20 protein-coding genes and 1 tRNA gene are annotated in these 24,055 nt (G+C 62.3%); 9 read left to right on the forward strand and 12 right to left on the reverse strand.

The genetic code is table 11. From position 1 onward, the window contains the following. Positions 1-11: 11 nt before the first annotated feature. Positions 12-2,306 carry a TonB-dependent siderophore receptor gene (locus DK870_RS06660; RefSeq protein ID WP_161548285.1) on the forward strand — a complete coding sequence of 765 codons (2,295 nt, stop codon included), beginning with the start codon at positions 12-14 and terminating at the stop codon, positions 2,304-2,306. Between the two features lie 136 nt (positions 2,307-2,442). Further along, entirely contained in the window at positions 2,443-4,968 is a 2,526-nt protein-coding gene (locus tag DK870_RS06665; RefSeq protein WP_161548286.1) for a sulfite reductase flavoprotein subunit alpha, read from the forward strand. A gap of 178 nt (positions 4,969-5,146) precedes the next feature. On the opposite strand, the gene DK870_RS06670 is transcribed toward DK870_RS06665, so the two are convergent. From DK870_RS06670 to ptsP, 4 genes are read right to left on the reverse strand one after another with little or no spacing between them, the layout of a single operon-like run. Then, positions 5,147-6,688: an alkaline phosphatase gene (locus tag DK870_RS06670; RefSeq protein ID WP_161548287.1), complete on the reverse strand. Its 1,542-nt coding sequence runs from the start codon at positions 6,686-6,688 to the stop codon at positions 5,147-5,149. A gap of 44 nt (positions 6,689-6,732) precedes the next feature. Continuing rightward, positions 6,733-8,442, reverse strand: a complete 1,710-nt coding sequence (locus DK870_RS06675; RefSeq protein WP_161548288.1) for a PTS fructose-like transporter subunit IIB — start codon at positions 8,440-8,442, stop codon at positions 6,733-6,735. A gap of 11 nt (positions 8,443-8,453) precedes the next feature. Next, positions 8,454-9,374: a 1-phosphofructokinase gene (gene pfkB, locus DK870_RS06680; protein ID WP_161548289.1), complete on the reverse strand. Its 921-nt coding sequence runs from the start codon at positions 9,372-9,374 to the stop codon at positions 8,454-8,456. Beyond that, the gene (gene ptsP, locus DK870_RS06685; RefSeq protein WP_161548290.1) at positions 9,375-12,233 is read right to left on the reverse strand and encodes a phosphoenolpyruvate--protein phosphotransferase; all 2,859 of its coding nucleotides are present in this window, start codon (positions 12,231-12,233) and stop codon (positions 9,375-9,377) included. It abuts the gene before it with no gap. Between the two features lie 293 nt (positions 12,234-12,526). Here ptsP and cra point away from each other — a divergent pair, with 293 nt between their 5' ends. Both cra and DK870_RS06695 read left to right on the forward strand, forming a co-directional pair. Next, positions 12,527-13,522, forward strand: a complete 996-nt coding sequence (gene cra / locus DK870_RS06690) for a catabolite repressor/activator (protein WP_060754879.1) — start codon at positions 12,527-12,529, stop codon at positions 13,520-13,522. Positions 13,523-13,524: 2 nt separating this feature from the next. Beyond that, positions 13,525-14,319: a TatD family hydrolase gene (locus DK870_RS06695; RefSeq protein ID WP_161548291.1), complete on the forward strand. Its 795-nt coding sequence runs from the start codon at positions 13,525-13,527 to the stop codon at positions 14,317-14,319. On the opposite strand, the gene DK870_RS06700 is transcribed toward DK870_RS06695, so the two are convergent. From DK870_RS06700 to DK870_RS06715, 4 genes are all read right to left on the reverse strand, one after another. After that, on the reverse strand, positions 14,248-14,676 hold the full coding sequence (locus DK870_RS06700) for a hypothetical protein (protein ID WP_104995492.1): 429 nt from the start codon (positions 14,674-14,676) through the stop codon (positions 14,248-14,250). The two genes, DK870_RS06695 and DK870_RS06700, sit on opposite strands and share 72 nt — an antisense overlap. A 158-nt stretch (positions 14,677-14,834) precedes the next feature. Continuing rightward, entirely contained in the window at positions 14,835-15,671 is an 837-nt protein-coding gene (ampE, locus tag DK870_RS06705; protein WP_060754876.1) for a regulatory signaling modulator protein AmpE, read from the reverse strand. After that, positions 15,668-16,231 (reverse strand): 1,6-anhydro-N-acetylmuramyl-L-alanine amidase AmpD, encoded by a 564-nt coding sequence (gene ampD / locus DK870_RS06710; protein WP_161548292.1) that lies wholly within the window; start codon positions 16,229-16,231, stop codon positions 15,668-15,670. The genes ampE and ampD overlap by 4 nt, the downstream gene beginning before the upstream one ends. Positions 16,232-16,292: 61 nt before the next feature. Further along, positions 16,293-18,449 (reverse strand): DUF1631 domain-containing protein, encoded by a 2,157-nt coding sequence (locus DK870_RS06715; protein ID WP_161548293.1) that lies wholly within the window; start codon positions 18,447-18,449, stop codon positions 16,293-16,295. A gap of 239 nt (positions 18,450-18,688) precedes the next feature. Here DK870_RS06715 and nadC point away from each other — a divergent pair, with 239 nt between their 5' ends. Next, a complete protein-coding gene (gene nadC, locus DK870_RS06720) occupies positions 18,689-19,537 on the forward strand; it encodes a carboxylating nicotinate-nucleotide diphosphorylase (RefSeq protein ID WP_090366842.1) in 849 nt (282 codons plus the stop codon). Between the two features lie 146 nt (positions 19,538-19,683). On the opposite strand, the gene DK870_RS06725 is transcribed toward nadC, so the two are convergent. The 3 genes from DK870_RS06725 to DK870_RS06735 form a co-directional block, all read right to left on the reverse strand. Further along, positions 19,684-19,986, reverse strand: a complete 303-nt coding sequence (locus DK870_RS06725) for a DUF6388 family protein (RefSeq protein ID WP_060754872.1) — start codon at positions 19,984-19,986, stop codon at positions 19,684-19,686. Positions 19,987-20,159: 173 nt separating this feature from the next. Then, positions 20,160-20,235 (reverse strand) — tRNA-Thr (locus DK870_RS06730). Between the two features lie 64 nt (positions 20,236-20,299). Continuing rightward, positions 20,300-20,713 carry a pilin gene (locus tag DK870_RS06735; RefSeq protein WP_161548354.1) on the reverse strand — a complete coding sequence of 138 codons (414 nt, stop codon included), beginning with the start codon at positions 20,711-20,713 and terminating at the stop codon, positions 20,300-20,302. A gap of 203 nt (positions 20,714-20,916) precedes the next feature. Between DK870_RS06735 and DK870_RS06740 the strand changes: the two genes are divergently transcribed. From DK870_RS06740 to yacG, 4 genes are read left to right on the forward strand one after another with little or no spacing between them, the layout of a single operon-like run. Next, positions 20,917-22,125 carry a type II secretion system F family protein gene (locus DK870_RS06740; RefSeq protein WP_161548294.1) on the forward strand — a complete coding sequence of 403 codons (1,209 nt, stop codon included), beginning with the start codon at positions 20,917-20,919 and terminating at the stop codon, positions 22,123-22,125. Next, on the forward strand, positions 22,122-22,988 hold the full coding sequence (locus DK870_RS06745; protein ID WP_161548295.1) for an A24 family peptidase: 867 nt from the start codon (positions 22,122-22,124) through the stop codon (positions 22,986-22,988). Before DK870_RS06740 ends, DK870_RS06745 begins: the two co-directional genes overlap by 4 nt. Beyond that, positions 22,985-23,608 (forward strand): dephospho-CoA kinase, encoded by a 624-nt coding sequence (coaE, locus tag DK870_RS06750; protein ID WP_060754868.1) that lies wholly within the window; start codon positions 22,985-22,987, stop codon positions 23,606-23,608. Before DK870_RS06745 ends, coaE begins: the two co-directional genes overlap by 4 nt. Beyond that, the gene (yacG, locus tag DK870_RS06755) at positions 23,605-23,805 is read left to right on the forward strand and encodes a DNA gyrase inhibitor YacG (RefSeq protein WP_060754867.1); all 201 of its coding nucleotides are present in this window, start codon (positions 23,605-23,607) and stop codon (positions 23,803-23,805) included. Before coaE ends, yacG begins: the two co-directional genes overlap by 4 nt. Here the strand turns inward: yacG and DK870_RS06760 are convergent. Beyond that, complete coding sequence (locus DK870_RS06760; protein WP_003171680.1) at positions 23,802-24,017, reverse strand: hypothetical protein; 216 nt, start codon at positions 24,015-24,017, stop codon at positions 23,802-23,804. The genes yacG and DK870_RS06760 overlap by 4 nt on opposite strands. Positions 24,018-24,055: the final 38 nt, after the last annotated feature.

Below are 24,055 nucleotides of genomic sequence, written 5' to 3' on the forward strand. Positions count from 1 at the left end.
AAGGACACGTCATGTCGCGCACCACTACAAAAACACCGGCCAGTTCACCACGCATACTGGCGTCGGCCATCGGCGTCGCCCTCACTGCCGGCTCTGTCGCCCACCTGGCGCAAGCGGCTGAAGCCACTGAACCCAAAGGCGAGCGCAACAGCATCTCCCTGGGTGCCACCAGCATCACCGGCCAGGAACAGGACAACACGTCCTACCAGGTGGAAAAGGCCTCCTCGCAGAAGTACACCGCCCCACTGGTGGACACCCCGCGATCGGTCACTGTAGTGCCGCAACAAGTCCTGAAAGACACCGCCGCCACGTCGCTGCAAGATGCCCTGCGCACCGTACCGGGGATTACCTTCGGTGCCGGTGAAGGCGGCAACCCTCAAGGCGACCGTCCCTTCATCCGTGGTTTTGACGCCCAGGGCGACACCTATCTGGACGGCGTGCGCGACACCGGCGGCCAGAGCCGCGAGATCTTCGACATCGAGTCGATTGAAGTCAGCAAAGGTCCGAACTCGTCCTTCGGCGGTCGCGGCTCGGCCGGCGGCAGCCTCAACCTGGTCAGCAAGACGCCCCAGGCACGGGACTTCACCAACGGTGGCTTCACCTACGGCTCCGACCAGACCCGCCGCTACGTACTCGACGTGAACCGCCAGTTCCTCGACAACGCCGCGTTCCGCCTGAACCTGATGAGCCACGAGCAGAATGTGGCCGGCCGCGATGCGATCAATTACGACCGTTGGGGTGTAGCGCCGTCGCTGACTTTCGGCCTGGGCACACCGACCCGCGTCAACCTCAGCTACTACCACATGGAAAGCGATGATCTGCCGGATTCGGGCATGCCCTATGGCTACAGCAACAGCGGCGCCAAAGCCGTCCATGTACACGACAAACCCACCGACGGCGGCAACAGCAGCAACTTCTACGGCTTGAAAGACCGCGACTTCCGCAAAACCCGCGCCGACATCAGCACGTTCTCCGTCGAGCACGACTTGAACGACAACATGACGCTGAAAAACACCCTGCGCCACGGCAGCACCGGCCAGGATTACATCCTCACCCAGCCCGACGACAGCCAGCACAACGTCAACCAGTTCGGCACCGTGTGGCGTCGCGCGAACACTCGCGTTTCCACCACCGAAACCACCACCAACCAGACCGACCTGTTTGGTAATTTCCAACTGGCGGGCATGAAGCACTCCTACTCCACCGGCCTGGAATTCACCGGGGAAGAAACCCGCGTCAGCGGCTACACCGTGTCACCCAACGCCAACCCGAGCGGCGGCTGCAAACCCGGCCTGGTCGGCAGCAGCGGCGGGAGTTGCACCTCCCTGGGCAACCCCAACCCGGACGACGCCTGGACCGGTAGCGCCACACGCAACTACATGGGCACCAATACCAAAGCCACCAGCCGCGCGGCGTACGTATTCGATACCATCGAACTCGACCCGAAATGGTTGCTGAACATGGGCCTGCGTTACGATACCTTCGACACCGTGGCCAACAGCAATGCCACCAACGGCCGCAGCAAAATCAAGAACGACAGCCAGTTCTTCAACTGGCAGGCGGGCCTGGTCTGGAAGCCGATGGAGAACGGCAGCATTTACACCTCTTACGCCACCTCGGCATCGCCAGCCGGCGGCCTGGTGGGTGAAGGTGCCGATGGCAACCCACTGTCGGCCGGTGCCGCCACCAGCGACCTGAAGCCAGAAGAAACCGTCAACTACGAGCTGGGTACCAAGTGGGACCTGTTCCACAACCGCCTGTCCCTGACCGCGGCGGTATTTCGCACCGAGAAGAAAAACACGCGAATCCTGGTGGATTCGATGACCTACCAGAACGCCGGTGAGTCCCGTGTTGACGGCCTGGAGCTGTCCGCCAGCGGCAAGCTCACCGACCAATGGCAAGTGTTCGCGGGCTACAGCTACCTGAAAAGCGAGCTGGTCGACGCAGGTCTCAACGGCCGCAACGGTGTCGTCAGCACCGGCTCGAACAAAGGCAATGAAATGCCCAACACGCCGAAGAACACCTTCAGCCTGTGGACCACCTACGACATCACCCCAAAACTGACCATCGGCGGCGGTGCGTTCTACGTCGATCAGGTTTACGGCGATGCGGCCAACACCGTGTACGTACCGTCCTACACCCGCTACGACGCCATGGCCAGTTACAAGCTGACCAAGAACATCGACCTGCAATTGAACGTGCAAAACCTGACCGACAAGACCTATTACGACAAAGCCTACGCGGCGCACTTCGCCAACCAGGCAGCCGGTCGTACGGCGCTGTTGACCACCAGCTTCCACTTCTAAAAGCGGTCAACGCCCCGCCAAAAGCCCCACGTATCGGATGCGTGGGGCTTTTGCATGTAAAAAAGAATGTTTCTCGACAACTCACGGCATAATGCGCGCCGTGACGAACAAATCCAGATGAGCGAGGCAGTCAGACGTGTTGAAGAAAACCCTGTTTCAGTTGCACTGGTTCTTCGGCATTACGGCCGGGCTGGTGCTGGCGTTGATGGGGATCACTGGGGCTGCGGTTTCGTTTCAGGATGAAATCCTGAGGGCGCTCAACCCCAGGGTACTGACCGTGGAAAAACGCGAGGCCGGCGTGCTGCCTCCCGCCGAGCTGGTGCGCAAGCTCGAAGCCCGTGAGGGCAAGAGCGTGTCGATGCTGTGGGTGGAAACCGAAAGCGGCAATGCCGCCCGCGTGTACTTCACCGCTCCACCGGGTGAGCGGCGTGGCCAGATGCGCTACTTCGACCCGTACACCGGCGATAACAGGAGCGATGCCGTCGGCCAGGATGTGCTCGGCTTCACTCTGCAACTGCACCGTTTCCTCGCCATGGGCGAAACCGGGCGCAACATCACCGGCGCCTGCACGCTGATCCTGGTGTTCTTCTGCCTCTCCGGCCTGTACCTGCGCTGGCCACGCCAAGTGGCGAACTGGCGTGCCTGGCTGACCTTGGACTGGCGCAAAAAGGGTCGCAGTTTCAACTGGGACCTGCACTCGGTGTTCGGCACCTGGTGCCTGTTGTTCTACCTGTTTTCGGCGCTGACCGGCCTGTATTGGTCCTACGACTGGTACAGGCAGGGCCTCACCAGCCTGCTGTCCGACGCCCCGCATAACGAGCGCGTGCGCAAGCGCGGCCCGGCGCCTCAAGGTCCGGCCCCGGAGGCCAACTACGACGCCATCTGGAGCAGCATCTACGCGAATGCCGGCCCCGACTTGAGCGCCTACAACATTCGTATGCCGGCCGTCGCCGGGCAGCCGGCCACCGTCTACTACCTGCTTAGCTCATCGCCGCATGACCGGGCGTTGAACCAGATCGATCTGGACCCGGTCACCGGCGAGGTCCAATCCCACGACCAGTACGCGGCCCAATCCCTCAAGTCCCAGTGGCTCACCAGCATCTATGCGCTGCACACCGGCAGCTACTTTGGCCTGACCGGCAGGATCATCCTCACCGTCGCTTCGTTGTTGATGCCGCTGTTCTTTATCACGGGCTGGCTGCTGTACCTCGACCGGCGCCGCAAAAAACGCCAGGTGCGCGATGCGCGCAAGGGCCTGGGCGCCAACCCGGGCAACGCCCCAGCCTGGTTGATCGGTTTTGCCAGCCAGAGCGGCTTTGCCGAGCAGCTGGCCTGGCAAACGGCCGGGCAATTGCAGGCCGCCGGGGTGCCAGTGAAGGTGCAACCTTTGGGTAGCGTCAGCCAAAGCGACTTGAGCCAGTCGGAAAATGCACTGTTCGTAGTCAGCACCTTCGGTGATGGTGAAGCGCCAGACAGCGCCCGTGGTTTTGAGCGCAACGTGCTCGGCCAGGACCTGTCCCTCAAAGGCCTGAACTACTCGGTACTGGCCCTGGGCGATCGTCAATATGAACACTTCTGCGGCTTTGCCCGACGCCTGCATTTCTGGCTGACCCATCAGGGCGGCAATGCCTTATTTGCCCCGGTGGAAGTCGACAGCGGCGATACCGCAGCCCTGTCGACCTGGCAACAGCAACTGGGCCAACTCACCGGCCACGCGCCTGCAGCGGCCTGGCAGGCCGCACCGTATGAAAACTGGACCCTCAGCCAACGCACCCTGCTCAATCGCGACAGCGTCGGCGCCAGCATCTACCTGCTGGGCCTGACACCGCCGTCGCCGCAAACCTGGCTGGCGGGCGACCTGGTGGAAGTGCTGCCGCGCAACAGCCTGGGGGCCGTTGAACACTTCCTTGAGGGCATGGGCCTGGCCGGTGACGACAGCGTGGTTATCGATGGCTTGGCGCAACCCCTCGAACAGGCTCTGGCCACCCGCCAATTACCGACCCACCGTGCGCACCTGGTCGGCCTGCACGCCCAGGCGCTGGTGAACGCGCTGGTGCCCCTGGGCATGCGCGAATACTCCATCGCCTCGATTGCCAGCGACGGCGTGCTGGAACTGATCGTGCGCCAGGAACGTCATCCCGACGGCAGCCTGGGGCTCGGCTCGGGCTGGTTGACCGAGCACGCAGCAATCGGCTCGGGCATCAGCCTGTGCTTGCGGCGTAACAGCGGCTTTCACTTGCCACAAACCCCGGTGCCGCTGATTCTGCTGGGCAACGGCACCGGCCTCGCGGGCCTGCGCAGCTTGCTCAAGGCGCGTATTGCCGATGGCCAGCAGCGCAACTGGCTGCTGTTCGGCGAACGCAATATCAAGCACGATTTCCTCTGCCGGGACGAGTTGCATGGCTGGCTGGCCAGCGGCGATCTGGCCCTGCTCGACCTGGCGTTTTCCCGCGATCAGGCAGAGAAAATCTATGTACAGGACCGACTGCGTGAGTCGGCAGACGTACTGCGCAAATGGCTGACCGATGGCGCAGCCATTTATGTGTGCGGCAGTTTGCAGGGGATGGCAGCGGGCGTGGACCAAGTGCTGCATGACGTGCTCGGCCGTGAAGCGGTGGAACGCTTGATTGAGCAAGGCCGCTACCGTCGAGATGTCTACTGACCCTCGAAAGCCGATGGAGATGCGGGGGCTTGTAGTGAGCGGGCTTGCCCTGCGCTGGGTGGCGCAGCCGCCCCAACAAAGACGCCGCAGTATTTCAGAAGGACCGAGGTGCCTGGGTTTGGGGCGGCTGCGCCACCCAGCGCGGGGCAAGCCCGCTCACTACAGACCCACCAACAAGTCAGGCGGGTTGGAGTTTTTGCTGGAATACGGGCACGCCATCCAGGTCGCGCAAAGTCACCGTCAGTTCCGCCGTCTGCCCATCAATCTGCACTTCGCCAAAAAACTGGAACCCGGCAAACGGCGAGCTGTTCTGCGCAGCTGGAGCCTTTTGGAAAACCACCTCGGGGCCAAACGTCTTATCCAGTGGGTTTGGCCCGAAACTGCCCGCGTTCAATGGCCCGGCGACAAACTCCCAGAACGGCTCGAAATCCTGGAACGCCGCGCGATCCGGGTGATAGTGATGCGCCGCGCAGTAATGCACATCAGCCGTCAGCCACACGTGGTTGCGAACCTGCTGCGCCCTTAAAAAGCCCAACAACTCGGCCACTTCCAGCTCGCGGCCTTGCGGTGCGCCCGGGTCATTGTTGGCGATGGCTTCCCAGCGCGGTACGCCTGGGCTGACCTCACCATCCGGCACGCCGAGACCGATGGGCATGTCGGCGGCGATGACTTTCCATTGCGCCTGGGACGCCTTGAGCTCACGTTTGAGCCAGTCCAGTTGTTCACGCCCCATAAAGGGTTTTTCGCCGCCCAGGTTGTCGTCGTTAGGCCCGCGATAACTGCGCATATCCAGCACGAACACATCCAGCAGCGGACCATAGCTGAGCTTGCGGTAAATACGCCCGCCGCCGTCGGCGCTCTGCCGGCGCATCGGCGAATATTCCAGCCAGGCCTGACGCGCACGCCCCACCAGCGTGTTGATGTCCTTGACCTGATAACGCTCGTCCAGTTGCTTGCTCGGCGACCAGTTATTGACCACTTCGTGATCGTCCCATTGCCAGATCTGCGGCACCTCGGCATTGAAGCGGCGCACATTTTCGTCCATCAGGTTGTAACGATAATTGCCGCGGTAGTCATCGAGGGTTTCAGCAACCTTGCTCTTGGCCTCGGTGGTGATGTTGCGCCAGATACGCCCGTCCTCGACCGTGAGTTGCGCCGGCACCGGGCCGTCGGCGTAGATGGTGTCGCCGCTGTGGATAAAGAAGTCCGGCAGGCGCAGGCGCATGGCTTCGTAGATGCGCATGCCGCCGATGTCCGGATTGATGCCGAAGCCTTGGCCAACGGTATCGCCGCTCCATACAAAGCGAATGTCGCGACGCTGCTGCGGCACACTGCGCAGGTGGCCGAACCAGGGCTCGCTGGCGACACCGGTCTGGGCATCCTCGAAGTGCACGCGGTAGAAAATCGCCTGATCGACCGGCAGCCCGGTCAGCTCGACGCGAGCGGTAAAGTCACTGCGCAGGTCGGCCAGAGGGGAAACAAAACGACGGGGGTTGCTGAACACACTGCGGGTGTCCCACTCCACCACCATCCTGGCCGGGCGATCACTGCGGCTCCAGATCATGGCGCGGTCGCCGAGCAAGTCACCGGACTGCACCCCATCGGTGAGTTGCGGGCGGTCCTTGACCGAAGCAATCACCGCCGGGGCCAGGCCCGGCAGTAGAATGCCGGCGCCGACGGCTTGCATTACACGGCGACGGCCGAGATCGAAGTGGCTCATGCAGGTGCCCTCTTGAGTATCAAAAGGGCCACTAAAGCATGCGCTTATGACACCGTTGCGACAGCCACCGGCGCCGCGTCCGGACGCTTGATCAACGCGTAGACCAGACCAGTCAGCAGGCTGCCGGCCACAATCGCCAGCAAGTACAGCAATGCATGGTTCATCGCATTCGGAATCACCAGCACAAACAAGCCGCCGTGAGGCGCCGCGAGTTTGCAGCCAAAATACATCGACAGCGCACCGGTCAAGGCACCACCGGCGATACTCGCCGGGATCACCCGCAGCGGGTCTTTGGCGGCGAACGGGATCGCGCCCTCAGAGATAAAGCACAACCCTAGAATCATCGCGGCCTTGCCGGCTTCGCGTTCGGTCTGGGCGAACTTGCGTCGCGCCAGGAACGTCGCGATGCCCATGCCGATCGGCGGCACCATGCCTGCGGCCATGGTCGCAGCCATGGGCGCCCCGCTCTGCGCCGCCAACAGACCGACGGAAAACGCATACGCGGCCTTGTTGATCGGCCCGCCCAGGTCGACACACATCATGCCGCCCAACAGAATGCCCAGCAGCACCGCGTTGGTGGTGCCCATGGTGCTGAGAAAATCGGTCAAGCCCGTGAGCATGCGCGCCACCGGCGGGCCGACCAGATAAATCATCACCAGCCCGGTGAACAGACTGGCCAGCAACGGGATGATCAGGATCGGCTTGAGCGCCTCCAGGCTCTGCGGCAACTGCACCGCGCGGGTGATCAACTTGACGCAGTAACCGGCCAGGAAACCGGCAAAAATGCCGCCGATAAACCCGGCCCCCAGCGTGCCCGCGAGCAAGCCGCCGATCATGCCGGGCGCCAGGCCTGGACGGTCGGCAATCGAGTAGGCGATGTAGCCCGCCAGCAGCGGTACCATCAGCATGAAGGCTTGGTCGCCGACGATCTTGAGGGCCGAGGCCAAGGTGCCTTTTTCTTCGAAGGCATGGATGCCGAACACGAACGACAAGGCGATCAGCAAGCCGCCCGCCACCACCATCGGCAACATGAACGACACACCCGTGAGCAGGTGTTTGTACACCCCGGTTTTTTCCGGCTTGGCCACCGCGCCACTGGCGGCGTTTTCCACCGCGCCTTCGGCCAGGGCGTTGTTGAGGGTCGCTTCGGATTGCTTGAGGGCGATGCCAGTCCCACAACGGTAGATCTTCTTGCCGGCGAAGCGCTCGGTGGCGACTTCGATGTCCGCCGCGAGCAACACCACATCGGCATTGGCGATAGCTTCCGGGCTCAGGGGGGTGCGGGCACCGACCGAACCTTGAGTCTCGACCTGCAAGTCATAACCCAAGCGCTTGGCGGTTTGCTGCAAGGCTTCGGCGGCCATGAAGGTGTGTGCGACGCCGGTGGGGCATGCGGTAATCGCGACGATACGCGGCGCGTTTTTTACCGCCTGTTGTGTCTCGACATACACCTGGGCTTCTTCGGCGCCTAGGCGCAACACCGCCTCGACATCGGCCAAGGCTTGAGCAGGCGTACTTTGGAACACGCGTTTGCCGACAAACCGCTGCATGTCGACCGGCGTGCTGCTGACCAGCAGCACCCACTCGGCGGCATCGATCGTCGCCTGGGACAACTGGCGCTCCGGGCGTGCGACGTCCACCACTTCGACGCTGGTGCTCCAACCCTGGCGTTGCGCGGCGGCGTCCAGCAAGCGAGCACACAGCACACTGGTAACCATGCCGTTCGGGCAGGCGGTAACAATGGCTAACTTCATCACAAACCCTCTTATTGTTCTGTCAGCGCGCGCACATCGACGCCGCTTTCCAGACGCGCCAACTGCGCGTCATCGCTGATGCCGAAACCGATCTGCGTGACCGCCATGGCGGCAATCGCGGTGGCGCGGCGCAGGGTCTGCTCGGGCGCGTCGCCGCTGAGCAAACCGTGCAGCATGCCGGCCAGCAGCGAGTCGCCGGCGCCGACGGTGCTGGCGACGCTGACCTTGGGCGGCGTGGCGTGCAACGCCACGCCCGGGCTGTACCAGTTCACGCCGGCGGCGCCATCGGAAACCACCACATGCTCCACGCCTTGCCGATGCAGGCGGCTGATGGTGTCTGCGGCGTTATCCAGGGCTTCGGCCAGCTCTTCAGTGTTGGGCTTGACCAACCAGGGACCGGCTTGCAAACCCGCACGCAGGGCTTCGCCGCTGGTGTCCAGGGCCACCTTCAAGCCGAGGTTTTTCAATGTTGCGAGCAAGCCTTGGAACCACTGCACACTGACACCACGCGGCAAACTGCCGGCAACCACCACGGCGTCATGGCCGGGCGCAATCAAGGCGAGCTGATTGAGCAGCGCCAACTGCGCCTGCTCGCTGACCTGTGGCCCCGGGGCATTGATGTCAGTGACCCGACCGCCCTGTTCGGCGATCTTGATGTTGCTGCGGGTTTCGCCCGGCACACGGATAAACGCATCGGCAAAACCGCGCCGCGCAATCAGCGCCTCGAAGGCTTGGGGGTTGTCTTCACCGAGAAAGCCGCCGACGGTGACTTGGTGGCCCAAATCGGCCAACACCTGGGCCACGTTCACCCCCTTGCCGGCAGCGTGGGTGAGCAGAGGCTCGCTGCGGTTGACGGCGCCCGGTTCCAGGCACGCCAGGCGCACCGTGAGGTCGAGCGCCGGGTTCAGCGTCAGGGTCAGAATCTTCGCCATTTACACGGCCTCCACAAGGGCACGCACGTCGGCGGGCGAGCCCAGCGCGAGTGCTTTTTGCGCCAGGCCCTGGGCCTCGCTCAGACTGAATTCCCGCACCCGCGCCTTCACTTCTGGAATGCTGCGGGCCGAAACGCTCAATTCATCCACACCCAGGCCGACCAGCACCGGCACCGCCAGCGGGTCGGCCGCCAGTTCGCCGCACACGCCAACCCACTTGCCGTGGGCATGGGCGGCACGCACGGTGATGTCGATCAATTGCAATACAGCGGGATGCAAGCCATCCGCCTGGGCCGACAGCGTCGGGTGGCCGCGGTCGATGGCCAGGGTGTACTGGGTCAGGTCGTTGGTGCCGACACTGAAGAAGTCCACTTCCTTGGCCAGTACCGGCGCCAGCAACGCAGCGGACGGCACTTCGATCATGATGCCCAACTGCAAATCCGCCACCGGGATTTCCAGGCGCAGGCGCTCGGTCATTTCCCGGGCGGCACGCCATTCGTCCACGCTGCCGACCATGGGAAACATGATGCGCAGCGGGCGGTTGTCCGCCGAGCGCAGCAACGCCCGCAACTGGGCTTCCATGATCTGTGGGCGCTGCAAGGTCAGACGGATGCCGCGCACGCCGAGGAAGGGGTTTTCTTCCTGGGCAATCGGCCAATAGGGCAGCGGTTTGTCCCCACCCACATCCAGGGTGCGCACCACCAGCGGGCGCCCGGCGAGGCCGTCGAGCACGCGGCGGTACTCCGCTTCCTGGGTGGCTTCATCCGGCGCCTGCGGGTGGGCCATGAAAATCAGCTCGGTGCGCAGCAGCCCGATGCCTTCGGCCCCCTGCTCCACCGCACCGGCAACCCCGGCGCTTTCGCCGATGTTGGCGAAGACTTCCACGCCATGGCCGTCGCGGGTCAGTGCCGGTTGATGGCGCTGGGCCGCTGCGGCTTGCAGGCGCTGTTCGCGGGTATCGCGCTCGACCACGGCACGTTGCAGGGTGCTGGCGTCGGGGTCGACATGCAGGCGGCCGCGCTGGCCGTCCAGTAACAATGGCGTTCCGGACGCCAGCAGCAAGACTGCCGAACCGGCCCCCACCAGCGCGGGAATGCCCAGCGCGCGCGCAACAATTGCGCTGTGGGCCGTAGCGCCGCCCCGGGCCGTCAGGATGCCGGCAACACGCGATGGATCGAGGCGCGCCACATCCGAGGGGCCCACTTCGTCCATCACCAGAATGTACGGCTCGCTGGGTTCCTGGGCGGTTTCCACGCCACACAACTGCGCGAGCACCCGGCGACCGATATCCCGCAAGTCGGCGGCGCGCTCCGCGAGCAAGGCGTCCTGCAGCGACTCCTGCTGCCTGGCGGCCGCCTCAATCACGCTCATCCACGCAGCCTGTGCGCTCTCGCCTTGTTTTAGGCGGGTGTCGACTTCGTCGGTCAGTTCCGGATCGTCGAGCATTTCCTGGTGGGTAATGAAGATCTCGCGGATAGCCTTGGCCTGGCTACGCTCGATCAAACCCTGGATATCGCGGCGTACATCAGCCAGGGCCTGGTGCAGGCGCTGGCGTTCAATGGCCGAAGATTCGCCGCGCAGTGGGTAATCGAACACTTGCTGGATCTGGATATGGGCCGGGCCGATGGCGATGCCAGGGGCGGCCGCAATCGCCTGGACCTGGCTGCCGGACAGCGGCGCATTGATCACCGGCTCACTGTCGAGCACTGGCGCAGGGGGGCTTACAGTCGGCAGCGGTTCGACCTCTTCGCCAAGGCCCTCTTCTACCGCCGCCAGCAAGGCAGGCAATGCATCACCGGCAATCGTCGGTTCGGCGACAAACTCCAGCACCTGGCCACGGCGTGCGCCCAGGCTCAACAATTTGCTCAGGCTTTTCACCGACACGGCACCCACCGGGCCATCCACGATGCGTACGCGGATATCACCGTCGAAGCTTTTCGCCAATTGCGCGAGGATCTTGGCCGGACGCGCATGCAGGCCATGGGCGTTGGCCAGGGGAATGCTAGCGCTGGGCCAGTCGGCAGGCAGTTCGCCACCGAGCGCTTCGAGCACGGCACGGCTGCTGGTCGCGCGGCCCAGCTCCTGGCCGCGACCTTCAATCAGCAACGCGCACAGGCGCTCCAGCAACGTCTGGTGTGCTTCGCCCAGGCTTGCCAGGCAGAACAGGCCGTGCAGCGGCTGGCCAAGGTAACGCATGGGTTTGTCCGGGGTGACGAACGCCAGGCCCGGACGCTTGACCGTTTGCTCGCTGTGCAACCACCACAGGCCATCACCCAGGGGCAGCGCGTCGACTTGCTGCAATACGGCGGCGAAACCATTGCTGACACAGTCGGCCTGGCGCAACAGCCGGGCACCACGCCAAACCAGCTCTTCAAAGTCATCGGCGGACACGCCCAGGCTGATCATCTGTGCATCCAGCGCCAGCTCCTGCGGCGCGCCTTGCAGCAGTTTCAGCAAGGCTTCGGCGGAACCGGCGCGGCGCAGCGCCTGGCCCAGGTCGGTCTCGCCGAGGGCGCGGGTCAGCAATTGCAGCAGGCGCAGGTGTTCATCGGATTTGGCGGCAATGCCGATGGCCAGGTAAACGATCTGGCCGTCGCCCCAGTCCACCCCTTCGGGGAACTGCAGCAAGCGCACGCCGGTAGAAAACACCTGATCGCGGGTCTCGGGAGTGCCGTGGGGAATGGCGATGCCTTGGCCGAGAAAGGTCGAGCCTTGGGCTTCACGGGCTTGCAAGCCACTGAGGTAACCCTCGGCGACCAGGCCATCGGCCACCAATTTGTCAGCGAGCAAATGCAAGGCGGCAGATTTATCCACAGCCACCTGGCCCATGGATATCTGCTCTACAGTGAGCTCCAGCATGCCGTTCTCCTAGTTAGTGCAAGGGGTGCACTAGGTATTGTTTTGAATAAATCAGCGCAATGTGTTCAAAAATAACTGACTGAGTGGTCAATTGGCAGTAGCCACTTAGTCACGAACGTCGTAAAAATACGCCAGCTGAAACGTTTAATCTAGAATTTATGGCAGGTTACGCGGTAATTGCGCAAGCTTGAAGGGCCGCTCGGCACTTGAGCTCAGGCATGGGCCGCGCGCTGGAATCGGTTACGATTAGACAAAATGTCGGGGCGAGCTCCAAAAAACAAGGAAATCCCGGTTTGAAACTCAGTGATATCGCACGCCTGGCCGGTGTGTCCGTAACCACCGCCAGCTATGTCATCAATGGCAAGGCCGAACAGCAACGCATCAGTAACGCCACCGTCGAGCGGGTGCGTGCAGTGGTTGAAGCCCATGGCTTTACTCCCAACCCCCAGGCGGCCGGGCTGCGCAGCCGGCATACGCGCACCTTGGGCTTCATCCTGCCGGACCTGGAAAACCCCAGTTACGCACGTATCGCCAAGCTGCTGGAGCAAGGGGCGCGGGCACGGGGTTATCAATTGCTGATCGCCAGTTCCGACGATGAAGCCGACAGCGAGCGCCAGTTGCTGCAACTGTTCCGCGCGCGGCGCTGCGATGCGTTGTTTGTCGCCAGTTGCCTGCCGGCCAGCGACGACAGTTACCGCGAGCTGCAAGCCAAGGGTCTGCCGGTGATCGCCATCGACCGGGTCATGGAGCCTGCGCAGTTCTGCTCGGTGGTCAGCGACGACCGCAAGGCCTGCCAGCAACTGACCAGTAGCCTGTTGCTGCCGTTGCCCAAGCAGATTGCGCTGATCGGTGCCCACCCAGAGCTGAGCATCAGCCAGGAACGTGCCGCAGGCTTTCGTGAAGCCCTCAAAGGGTTTGCCGGCGAGGTGATCGTCGAACATGGCGAGGCCTTCAGCCGCGATTGCGGCCGTCAGTTGATGGAGCAACTCCTGCAGCGCTTGGGGCACTTGCCCGACGCGCTGGTGACCACTTCCTACGTGCTGCTGCAAGGCGTATTCGACGCACTGCATGACTTCCCCCTTAAGTCCCGGCCATTGCGCCTGGGCACGTTCGGTGACACCCAACTGCTGGACTTCCTGCCGTTGCCGGTCAACGCCATGGCCCAACAACATCAATTGATCGCCGATACCGCCCTGCGCCTGGCGCTGGCGGCGATTGAAGACGAGCAGTATCAGCCTGGCGTGCACGCCATCGGCCGGACCTTCAAGCAGCGCATTCACGAGGCTTGAACGTGAAGCTGATCGACACCCATACCCACCTGGACTTCCCGGATTTCGATGACGATCGCCGGGCAGTCCTCACCCACAGCCGCCAACTCGGCGTGCAGCGCATGGTGGTGTTGGGGGTGTATCAGCAGAATTGGCAGCGGTTGTGGGATCTGGTGCAAACAGATGACGGCTTATTCGCCGCCTTCGGCTTGCATCCGGTGTATCTCGATGAACACCGCCCCGCCGACCTGATGGAATTGGGCGATTGGCTGAACCGCCTGCATGGCCACCGGCAACTGTGCGCCGTCGGCGAGATCGGCCTGGATTACTTCCTTGAGCAACTGGATCGCGAGCGCCAGCAAAGCCTGTTCGAAGCCCAACTGAAACTGGCGGTGGACTTCCAGCTCCCGGCCCTGCTGCACGTTCGCCGTAGCCACGCGGCGGTCATCGCCACGCTCAAGCGCATTCGCCTGCCACGCGGCGGCATCATCCACGCGTTCGCCGGCAGCGCCGAAGAGGCCCGCGAGTACATCAAGCTCGGTTTCAAACTGGGCCTGGGCGGCGCCGCCACCTGGCCCCAGGCACTGCGCATGCACAAGGTGCTCGTTCAACTGCCCCTTGAGGCGGTCGTGCTGGAAACCGACTCACCGGATATGGCGCCGGTCATGTACCCGGGCCAGCGCAACAGCCCGCAACACCTGCCGGACATCTGCATCGCCCTGGCTGAACGCATGGGTATCGACGCGTCACGCCTGGCCGAGGCGAGCACACGCAACGCGTGCCAGCTGTTCAATTGGCAGCCGGCTGACAGCCTGTAGATTCAAGGTGATCTTTTGCCGGTGGCGGGCGTAACGCACGCTCAGGCAATGCACCAACACCGTCGCCAGTGAAATATTGAACTGCCCGACCACACTGAGCAGCCCCACCCACTCCGCCACCAGCGCCATCAGCAAGGTCGCGCAGGTCAGAATGACCATGCCGGGACGCACCAGCGCCCAATGGTCCAACGCTCGGAATTGACGCAGTTGCTTGTGGCAACACAGCTGCAGGCACGCGTGACAGTACCTGCAGTCAAAGGGCTCATCGATGGCAATGGCATTCAACTGCCAAGGCTTGAGCTCGAATGTCATTTCACAGTGAGCACAATGCCCTTTGATGCCGATGACAGCGGTCATAACTGTGCCTCCCCGAGACGGTTACTAGGTGATACAAACTTCTCACCGATTCACCTCACAATGAAGGCCGACAGGGAAAACAAGACAAGCACCACACCGCAAAAATCTTATTCCTACACGAAAGCCCTACACGCGAAACGCCCCCCTGCGGGACTGTGTCAGGGCAACACGGTCCAGATAGCAAACCCGGCGTACCACAACACCGCCGCACGCAGCAGCAGTTCCCACAACTGATCCAGGCTATTGATGCCGTCGACGCCCACCACGGGCGCAGGGATTTCTGCGGCCACCAGGCCGACTTTTTCCAGCAGTTGTGCGGCGCTGATATCCCAATTCAGCAGCTCGTGCAGCATCACCCGGCTGACCGCTACGAAATTACCGACCAAGGCAAAACTGGCCGCCAGCAGGCGTACCGGCACCCAGTCGAACGCGTGCCGCAGTTGCCCGGCGCGCTCGGCCACCAACGGGTTCTGGCTGTATTCATTGGCCAGCGCCAGCAAGCGGTAAGCCAACGCCGCCACCGGGCCCAACAGGAAATACCAGAAAATCACCGCAAAAAAGCTCTGATAGGCCTGCCAGAGCAGATGCCCCTGAACCCGCTCCAGTAGCTGCTCGCCGCTGTCGGCGCCGATGCTCAGGTCACGCTCGGCCACGTGCTCGGCAGCCTGCAGGTCACCGCGGCGCCAGGCGTCGCGGAAAGGTCCAAGCTGCGCCAATAGATCACCACGCCCCAGGCTGTAGATCACCACCAGCAAGTGCACCGGCAAAGCCAACAAGCCGTAGGCCACCGGCTCCAGCACTAGCAACAACAGCGCCAGCAACAGTACCGGCAGCAATACCAGCAACAACAGAATCAGCCAGGGTCGCTTGCCCATCCTGGGGCTCGACTCCAACTTGGCCAGCTCACGCAACCAGCCGCCATCGCGCTGCAACCGCTGGCGCAGGGCCGAGAACTTCTCGATCCACACCGCCAGAACCAACACCAGGAAACTCATCGTGCGTGTCCTCCATCCTGCAGGGCGCTGCGAAAGCGCGTCCAATCAAAAGCCGGGCCGGGGTCGGTCTTGCGACCCGGGGCGATATCGCTATGACCGCAAATACGCGAGTGCGTTATGTCGGGATAAGCCGCCAACAACTGGCGTGTCAGTTCGATCAGCGAATCATACTGGGCATCGGTAAATGGCAGCTCATCCGTTCCCTCCAACTCGATCCCCAGGGAAAAATCGTTGCAGACCTCACGCCCCTCGAAACTGGAAACCCCGGCATGCCACGCCCGGTCACGGCACGAGACAAATTGCGTCACTGTGCCGTCCCGCTCAATCAGAAAATGCGCAGATACCCGTAGGGCGGCAATCCCTTCAAAATAGGGATGCTCCGTAACATCGAGGCGATTCTGGAAAAATTCCTGCACCTTGCCCGTGGCAAACTGCGCCGGTGGCAAGCTGATGTTATGCACCACCAACAGCGAGATTTCACCAGCCGGGCGCTCGTTGAAGTTGGGCGAAGGGCAATGACAGATGCCCTGGCACCAACCGCTGGCGGGGTCCAACTGCATACTGGCTCCTTGAATGAGACGAAGTGTTACCAGTATGCCGCGTTCCGCCCTGCGGTTGCGATCACTTGCCGCGATTGAGTTGACGCAGGTTGCCGATCACCGAAGCCAACGCACGATCAAACAGCAAGCCCTCGTCCAACGTGCGCAGTACACCCTGCTTGAAAGCCATGGCCAACTGCGCAGCACTCTTCTCCAGCACCTTGAGCCCGGAGCGACCGACAAAAATATAGGTATTGGTCGGTGCCATGATCGCCGTCAGCTTGCAACGCAGGGTGGTGGCCGCGCTGGTCTGGAACTCGAACCAGCTCCCCAGCCGCAACTGATAGACCTTGAGCAGGTCCGGGTCATCATTGGGCAAATTCGCGGCCGGATCAGACGCCCCGGCACCGAGTACGAAGGGCTCGCGCACTTCAACCAACGTCTCGACCCCCTCTCCACCGAAAGACTGCACATGCATGGCTTGCAACCGATCGAAGAATTCGCGCGTGCTGAAGGGATCGAACGCGGCACTGGTCAGGCCGTCGCGCAATGCCTTGAGCAGCCCTGGCAGTTGCTCCAGCAGGTGACGACCGGCCTCGGTGTCCTTCTGCAGCCCCACGCTCCAGATCAACTCGTCCATGGTGCGCAGCCCCGCCTGCCATTGCACCGACTGCTCGCCGTGCTTGAGATTGGCCAGCAACAGCACCTGACTCCAGGCTTGCTGGATAAATTGCACCACCGCCTGGGGCAACACCTTGCCCAGCAAGCGCCGGTTGAGCACCTCGGCCACACGCTGGCGGGCGGCGTCAGCCCGCACGCGCCCTTCTTCGGCGACGTAGGTGTGTTGTTCAAGCAGCTCGCTGCGGCGACGCTCATCCGAGACAAACGCAGTGAACTGCGCCAGCAACTCGGAAAAAATCGTCATGTCGTCAACGAAATCATTCAGCAAGCGCTGCACCACCTGCTCGATATGCAGGTACAGGCTGTCGCGCTGATAGTCATCCCGTGGGCTCCAGCTCATGGCGGCGGCGGCTATTTCATTCAGCAAGCGTCGCGCCGGATGGCTGGTACGGCTGAAGAAGCTCTTGTCCAGCACCGCCACTTTCAGCATCGGAATCTGCAAGCGACCAATCAGTGCCTTGAAGGCATCAGGCACGGTGCGGTCACTGAGGATGTATTCGAACAGCAGCGCGACCAGGTTGATCACATCCTCATCGGCATCCTCCACCACACGGGATTTGCCACTTTTGACGCTGACCCGGGTCAACAGCTGTTCAAGCTGGTTACGCAGGTCGAAATCGTCTTCGGCCTCGGGCTCCGGCACGTACTGTTGCAGATGAGAAAGCAGACGCAGCAGGTCGCGGGAGGCAATCGGTTGCGGCTCGGCGCTGGCTTCCAGGGTGGGGGCAACGCTGCCACGAACCGCCGCCAGCAGCTTCTGCAAAGCGGCAAAGGCTTCCTGGCCACTGTCATCGCCCGCAGGCTCCATGGATGGCGAGCGTTCCTCGCGCTGCTGGTCACGCGACGCCCGCCCGCCGGGTCGGCGCGAGGGTACCGCCTTGAGCTCGGGCAATACCCCGGTGGCAACCAACAGTTGATTCGCGCCGCCGTACAACAGGTCGGCGTCACTGAGCACGTATTTTTCAAAGAGCTTGAGCATGATCAGCTTGACGCGAATCTCCACGCCCAGGCTGCGCCCCGCCTGCAAAAAGAACTCGCACAGCAGGGCCGGCCCCAAGGGGTTTTCACGCTCGTCCAGTGGCTTGCCCAGCAAAGCACTCAAGCGGGCCGTCAGTTGCCCCAGCGCCAGGCCGTCACGGTGGTGTACCCGCCCCAACATGGCCTCCAGCGCCACGGCCTTTTCCAGTGCATCGCCGGACTTAGCGACGCCGGTTTCGTATGACACCCTCGGCACCAGCTGCACGTCACCGCGCCCGACCTGCCCCAGATGGGCGAAGGCGGCAAACAGCTGCTCCATGAATACGCGCTCGAAATTCTTGCGTTTGAGCCGCAGGTCGCGCATGGCTTCAAAGAAGATGTGGTGGTCAGCGTTACTGCGGGCCTTGTCGGCCATCTCGAACAGGGTGTCGTCGGCGTTGTCGAACAGCTCCTGCAACCCTTGTTGCAGCTGTTGCGCGGCCTTGTCACGCACCTGCAGCAACACCACAGGCAGGCGCGCGAGCGGCGATGGCGTGGCCTGTGCCTTGTTGATCGGCACCACCTTTCCGTCATTGTGCATCCTGGCCTCCTGAAACGGTGGAGTTGAAAATATCGAGGGCAGGCCTGGGCGGGCACTGCAAATATCCCGGCATCACCCATACGTCAAAGCTATGACGCCAATTGCAAGGCGCTGGATTATCTTGCAAATGAGGGCCGTTGCGCCAGCAAACTCTGCCATTGCGTGGCAAATGAGTAGTGAGCCTGGGTTCGGGCGCGTGCTGGCCCTATAATCCCTGCACTTTGTTTGTGGAGCCTGTTATGCCGAATCTCCGTCTTGCCGACCTCACCGCCGAAATCGAAGCCAACGTGCGCCGTGCACTGCTGGAAGATATCGGCAGCGGCGATATCACCGCGCAATTGATCCCGGCCGAACGGCTGGCCAAAGCCACGATCATTACCCGTGATGCGGCGGTTATCGCTGGTACCGCGTGGGTAGACGCGGTATTCCGCCAGCTCGACCCGCGCGTCGCCGTACATTGGCAGGTGGCCGATGGAGATCGCGTCAGCCCCAACCAGGCGTTGTTTCATCTCGAAGGCCCGGCGCGCTCGCTGCTCAGTGGTGAGCGCTGCGCGCTGAACTTCCTGCAAATGCTGTCAGGCGTAGCCACGCGGGCTCAGTACCTGGCGGACTTTGTCGCGAGTACCCAGGTCAAGCTGCTCGACACCCGAAAAACCTTGCCGGGCCTGCGCTTGGCGCAGAAGTACGCAGTGACCTGCGGCGGCTGTCACAACCACCGTATCGGTCTGTATGACGCGTTCCTGATCAAGGAAAACCATATCGCTGCGTGTGGCGGCATTGCCCAGGCAATTACGGCCGCCCACAAGATCGCCCCGGGCAAGCCGGTGGAAATCGAAGTGGAAAGCCTGGAAGAACTGCGTGAAGCACTGGCGGCGAATGCCGACATCATCATGCTCGACGAATTGAGCCTGGATGACATGCGTGAAGCCGTGCGACTGAACGCCGGCAAGGCCAAGCTGGAAGCCAGCGGCGGGATCAATGAAAGCACCCTGCTGCCTATCGCTGAAACCGGAGTGGACTACATCTCCATCGGCGCGATGACCAAGGATGTCAAGGCGGTGGATTTGTCGATGCGCCTGAGCATCTGACCTCCCCCCCGGAATGTTGTAGTGAGCGGGCTTGCCCCGCGCTGAGGGGCACAGCCGCCCCAAACCCAGGCGCCTCGGTCCTCTTGAAACACCGCAGCGCCCCGATTGGGGCGGCTGCGCCACCCAGCGCGGGGCAAGCCCGCTCACTACACGAGGTTATTCATCTCGCAATATTCTTCCCACTCGACTCCGAGCACCTCGGCCGCCTCTTTATGCAAGGCCAGCCGCGCGGCTTCGAACTCTTCGGGTGTAGAGGTGTACTTGAGGGTCAGCTCCCAAGGTTGGTAGCCCCGGCTTTCGGCTTCGTCCTCGAATGCCCACTGAATCTGGTCGCGCTGGTCATCAGCACTCAAATCCTTGATCTCTTCCTTAAGCTGCGGTGACTCCTCGAGGTACTTTTCGAGTGCTACCTGGTGCCGAACTTCCTGGGTCATCTCAGTCGTGGTCATGTTGTTCTCTTAGATCGAGGAATGGGGATGCATCTGGGTCATCAAGGTCGCGCAGATATTGATAAGCGGGCACGAGTGCCGACTTGTCTGGCCTTCAGAACCATTCTGGGATCATCTGAAAACGTTGCCTTTGAAACATGCCGTTGAAACATGCCGTTGAAACAGTGTTGCCTTGGTGCCCGAGACAGGAATCGAACCTGCGACCTTCGCGTTACGAGTGCGCTGCTCTACCGGCTGAGCTACACGGGCGGTGGGCTAAAGCTAGCACCGCATCGGGCATGCGGCAACTCACTCGCCTACCACCCGGCAAAGGTTACGCTCCGTCGGTGCCGCAGCCCTTGGCGACGTATTGCGCGTCAGCCGTGGTGGCACACTTCCAGCCCGTGGTGGCACTGCGCGTCAAGGTGATGGTCTTGCCCAGCACGGGCGCAGGCGCATCAAGGATTTCACAACGGATGGAGCCGGCCCCGGTGGCCACATCACCCGTCACGTCGATAGTGCAGTTGGCGGTGGGGCTGGTGCCACCGATCAAAGCCAGCGTCGGTACGGTGCCCCGGTTAAGGGTGTCCTCGAAGCCCGCCTTCAATGCACTGATTTCAGCCAAGCCCGCCGTGAACTTGGCCTTGGCCTGGTGCTTGGTGTACATGGGCAAGCCGATGGTTGCCAAAATGCCGATGATCGCCACGACGATCAGCAGCTCGATCAAGGTAAAGCCTTTCTGACGCATCACATTCACTCTCCAGAGATAGAGCCCAAGACAAGGCGCTTCCTGCGCCCCGCATTTTGCAGCGGCGCCAGTGTACTCATCCGTGAGCGGCCAATCGCGCACAAGACGCACATTCTGACATTTTATCGCTCAGCCGCTTCAGGCCCGAGCCCGTTACCTGACTAAGCTATAAAGCTTCCACTACCTGTGTGCGGAACCGCGACATGAACGACGCTTCGACGATCTACGCCTGGGAAGGCATCAACCGCAAAGGGCGCAGGGTGAGCGGAAAAACCACCGGTCACGACCTTGCATCAATCAAGGCCCAACTGCGCCGGCAAGGGATCTGCCCCGGTCGCGTATGCAAGCAAGCCCAGGGTATGCCAATGCTCGCTCCTGCAATAAAGCCCGCCGATATTGCGCTGTTCACTCGCCAGCTGGCGACGCTGCTGACGGCCGGCATCCCCTTGCTGCAGGCGTTCGATATCATTCGTGAAAGCGTCGAAAACCAACAGCTGCGCGAACTGCTCAAGGGGCTGAAACAGGAGATTGCCGCCGGCACCAATCTGGCTGCCGCACTGCGCAAGCACCCGCGCTACTTCGATGACTTGTATTGCAACCTGATCGCCGCCGGAGAACAAGCCGGCGCCCTGGAAACCCTACTGGAGCGCGTGGCAATCCATCTGGAAAAAAGCCAACGGCTCAAGGTCAGGGTCAAGAAAGCCATGACCTACCCTATCGCGATCCTGGTGGTTGCCACCCTAGTCAGTACGGTACTGCTGATCCATGTAGTGCCGCAGTTCCAGAACCTGTTCGCGGGGGTCGACAGTCCCTTGCCCGGCTTTACCCTGTGGGTCATTGCCTTGTCCGAATTCCTGCAGCGTGCCTGGTGGTTAGTGGCACTGAGCCTGGGCGCGACAACTGCCGGGCTACGCCTGGCCCATCGGGCGTCTCCGGGCTTTCGTTACAGGCTGGAAGCGGGTTTGTTGAAACTGCCCCTGGCGGGCACACTGCTGAAGAAGTCCGCCATCGCCCGCTACGCCCGTACGCTCTCGACTACCTTTGCAGCAGGCGTGCCGCTGGTGCAGGCCTTGAGCTCGGCAGCCGGCGCCGTCGGCATTGGCCCCTTCAAACAGGCAATCGAACGTATGCGCCATGATGTCTCCACCGGCATGCAACTGAATCACTGCATGGCCGCCAGCGGTTTGTTTCCAGGCATGGCGGTCCAGATGACAGCCATCGGTGAAGAGTCCGGCACGCTGGATGGCATGCTGGAAAAAGTCGCGAGCCATTACGAGGCCGATGTGGACCACCTGGTCGATAACCTCACCAGCCTGATGGAGCCCCTGATCATGGTGGTGCTGGGCGGTATTGTCGGCGCGTTGGTCCTTGCCATGTACCTGCCGGTCTTCCAATTGGGGAGCGCATTTTGAGCAGGCTGCTCACTGAGCTTCCCTGGGCCTTCGTTGCAACGGCACTGGTGCTCGGCCTGATCGTCGGCAGCTTCCTCAATGTGCTGGTGTGGCGCCTGCCGAAGATGCTGGAACGGGAATGGCGTGCCCAGGCCAACGAACTCCTCGGACTGCCAACTGCGCCTGTCGGGCCTGCCTATAACCTGATGCGCCCCAATTCCTGCTGCCCGCGGTGCAACCAACCGATTCGCCCCTGGCAAAATATCCCACTGCTCAGCTACGTGATGCTCAGGGGGCGCTGCGCCCATTGTCGCGAGCCCATCAGCGCCCGCTACCCGTTGACTGAACTGGCCTGCGCACTCATTTCGGCCGTCACTGCCTGGCACTTCGGTTTCGGCTGGCAAGCAGGCGCAGTGATGCTGCTGAGTTGGGGCTTACTGGCCATGAGCCTGATCGATGCAGAGCATCAACTGCTGCCCGACGTGCTCGTGCTGCCACTGTTATGGCTGGGGCTGATCCTCAACAGCAATGGCCTGCTGGCGACACTGCCCGATGCGCTGTGGGGCGCGGTCACGGGCTATATGAGCCTGTGGACGGTGTTCTGGCTGTTCAAGTTGATCACCGGCAAGGACGGCATGGGCCATGGCGACTTCAAATTACTGGCCCTGCTCGGCGCCTGGGGGGGTTGGCAGATTCTGCCGATGACGCTGCTGTTGGCGTCGCTGCTGGGGGTGTCTGCCGGGCTGATGCTGATGCACTTGCGCAAGTCCGACGTATCGACGCCGATGCCATTTGGTCCTTGCCTGGCGATTGCCGGCTGGATTGCATTGCTCTGGGGTGGTCAAATAACCGACTTCTATTTGCAGTCTGTCGGTTTCAGATGACCACTTCTGTCGCAACACCCTGGATTCTTGGCCTCACCGGCGGCATTGGCAGCGGCAAGAGCGCTGCCGCCCAGCACTTTATCGACCTGGGCATCGACCTGGTCGACGCCGACCATGCCGCCCGCTGGGTCGTCGAGCCCGGCCGCCCGGCACTGGCGCGTATCGCCGAGCACTTCGGTGCCGGCGTGCTGCTGCCCGACGGCCGATTGGACCGCGCCGCGTTGCGTCAACTGATCTTTGAAGTCCCCCAGGAGCGCCTCTGGCTGGAAGCTTTGCTGCACCCACTGATTGGCGAAGAGATTCGCAGCCACCTGGCGCGTGCGCAATCGCCCTACGCGATACTGGTGTCTCCGCTGCTGATCGAGTCCGGCCAGTACAGCATGACCCAGCGCATCCTGGTGATCGACGTGCCGCAATCGCTGCAGATTCAGCGTACCCTGCAGCGCGACGGCATCAGCGAGCAGCAGGTGCAGGCGATTCTCAAGGCCCAGTCCAGCCGTGAAGACCGCCTGAACCATGCCGATGACGTGCTGGTCAATGACCAGGACCTCGCCTGGCTGCACAGCGAGGTCGAGCGACTGCACCACTTTTACCTTACTTTGCGTGGAGGCCGATCATGAGCCAACCCCTGACCGTCGACTGCCCAACCTGCGGCGCACCCGTGGAATGGAAAACGACCAACCCCAACCGACCGTTCTGCTCGGACCGCTGCAAGCTCATCGACCTGGGTGCCTGGGCGGCTGAAGAACACAAGATTCCCGTAGCCCCGGATGCCGAAGACGAGTTGTTCTCCGAAGACCTGACGCCGCGCCACTAAGGCCGCATAAAAGCGTATTCCTGCTGGTCGTCGAGGTTCTCTGCGAGGTATTGCAGTTCGTCGGCCAGGTCTTCGAAGCTGCGTACGCCCTTGCTCTGTTGCACCACTGCACTGAGCATGGCGCGCAGGGTCAGCCCTGGGTCAAAACCGATTTCCTGCGCTGCGTCCTGGCTTCTGCGCAACTCCTGCCGTGCCCACTCATACACACTCATGATCCGTGCTCCTGAAAAATTGTGCAGAGCATGGGCCT

Origin of the sequence: Pseudomonas sp. Q1, assembly GCF_009935975.1 — a bacterium.
GTDB lineage: Bacteria > Pseudomonadota > Gammaproteobacteria > Pseudomonadales > Pseudomonadaceae > Aquipseudomonas > Aquipseudomonas palleroniana.

Excerpts from the sequence above, each read along its gene's own strand:
- DK870_RS06660 (WP_161548285.1), top strand. The coding sequence starts at position 12 with ATGTCGCGCACCACTACAAAAACACCGGCCAGTTCACCACGCATACTG.
- DK870_RS06670 (WP_161548287.1), bottom strand. The coding sequence starts at position 6,688 with ATGAGCCACTTCGATCTCGGCCGTCGCCGTGTAATGCAAGCCGTCGGC.
- DK870_RS06675 (WP_161548288.1), bottom strand. The coding sequence starts at position 8,442 with ATGAAGTTAGCCATTGTTACCGCCTGCCCGAACGGCATGGTTACCAGT.
- pfkB (WP_161548289.1), bottom strand. The coding sequence starts at position 9,374 with ATGGCGAAGATTCTGACCCTGACGCTGAACCCGGCGCTCGACCTCACG.
- ptsP (WP_161548290.1), bottom strand. The coding sequence starts at position 12,233 with ATGCTGGAGCTCACTGTAGAGCAGATATCCATGGGCCAGGTGGCTGTG.
- DK870_RS06700 (WP_104995492.1), bottom strand. The coding sequence starts at position 14,676 with ATGACCGCTGTCATCGGCATCAAAGGGCATTGTGCTCACTGTGAAATG.
- ampE (WP_060754876.1), bottom strand. The coding sequence starts at position 15,671 with ATGAGTTTCCTGGTGTTGGTTCTGGCGGTGTGGATCGAGAAGTTCTCG.
- ampD (WP_161548292.1), bottom strand. The coding sequence starts at position 16,231 with ATGCAGTTGGACCCCGCCAGCGGTTGGTGCCAGGGCATCTGTCATTGC.
- DK870_RS06715 (WP_161548293.1), bottom strand. The coding sequence starts at position 18,449 with ATGCACAATGACGGAAAGGTGGTGCCGATCAACAAGGCACAGGCCACG.
- nadC (WP_090366842.1), top strand. The coding sequence starts at position 18,689 with ATGCCGAATCTCCGTCTTGCCGACCTCACCGCCGAAATCGAAGCCAAC.
- DK870_RS06725 (WP_060754872.1), bottom strand. The coding sequence starts at position 19,986 with ATGACCACGACTGAGATGACCCAGGAAGTTCGGCACCAGGTAGCACTC.
- DK870_RS06735 (WP_161548354.1), bottom strand. The coding sequence starts at position 20,713 with ATGCGTCAGAAAGGCTTTACCTTGATCGAGCTGCTGATCGTCGTGGCG.
- DK870_RS06740 (WP_161548294.1), top strand. The coding sequence starts at position 20,917 with ATGAACGACGCTTCGACGATCTACGCCTGGGAAGGCATCAACCGCAAA.
- coaE (WP_060754868.1), top strand. The coding sequence starts at position 22,985 with ATGACCACTTCTGTCGCAACACCCTGGATTCTTGGCCTCACCGGCGGC.
- yacG (WP_060754867.1), top strand. The coding sequence starts at position 23,605 with ATGAGCCAACCCCTGACCGTCGACTGCCCAACCTGCGGCGCACCCGTG.
- DK870_RS06760 (WP_003171680.1), bottom strand. The coding sequence starts at position 24,017 with ATGAGTGTGTATGAGTGGGCACGGCAGGAGTTGCGCAGAAGCCAGGAC.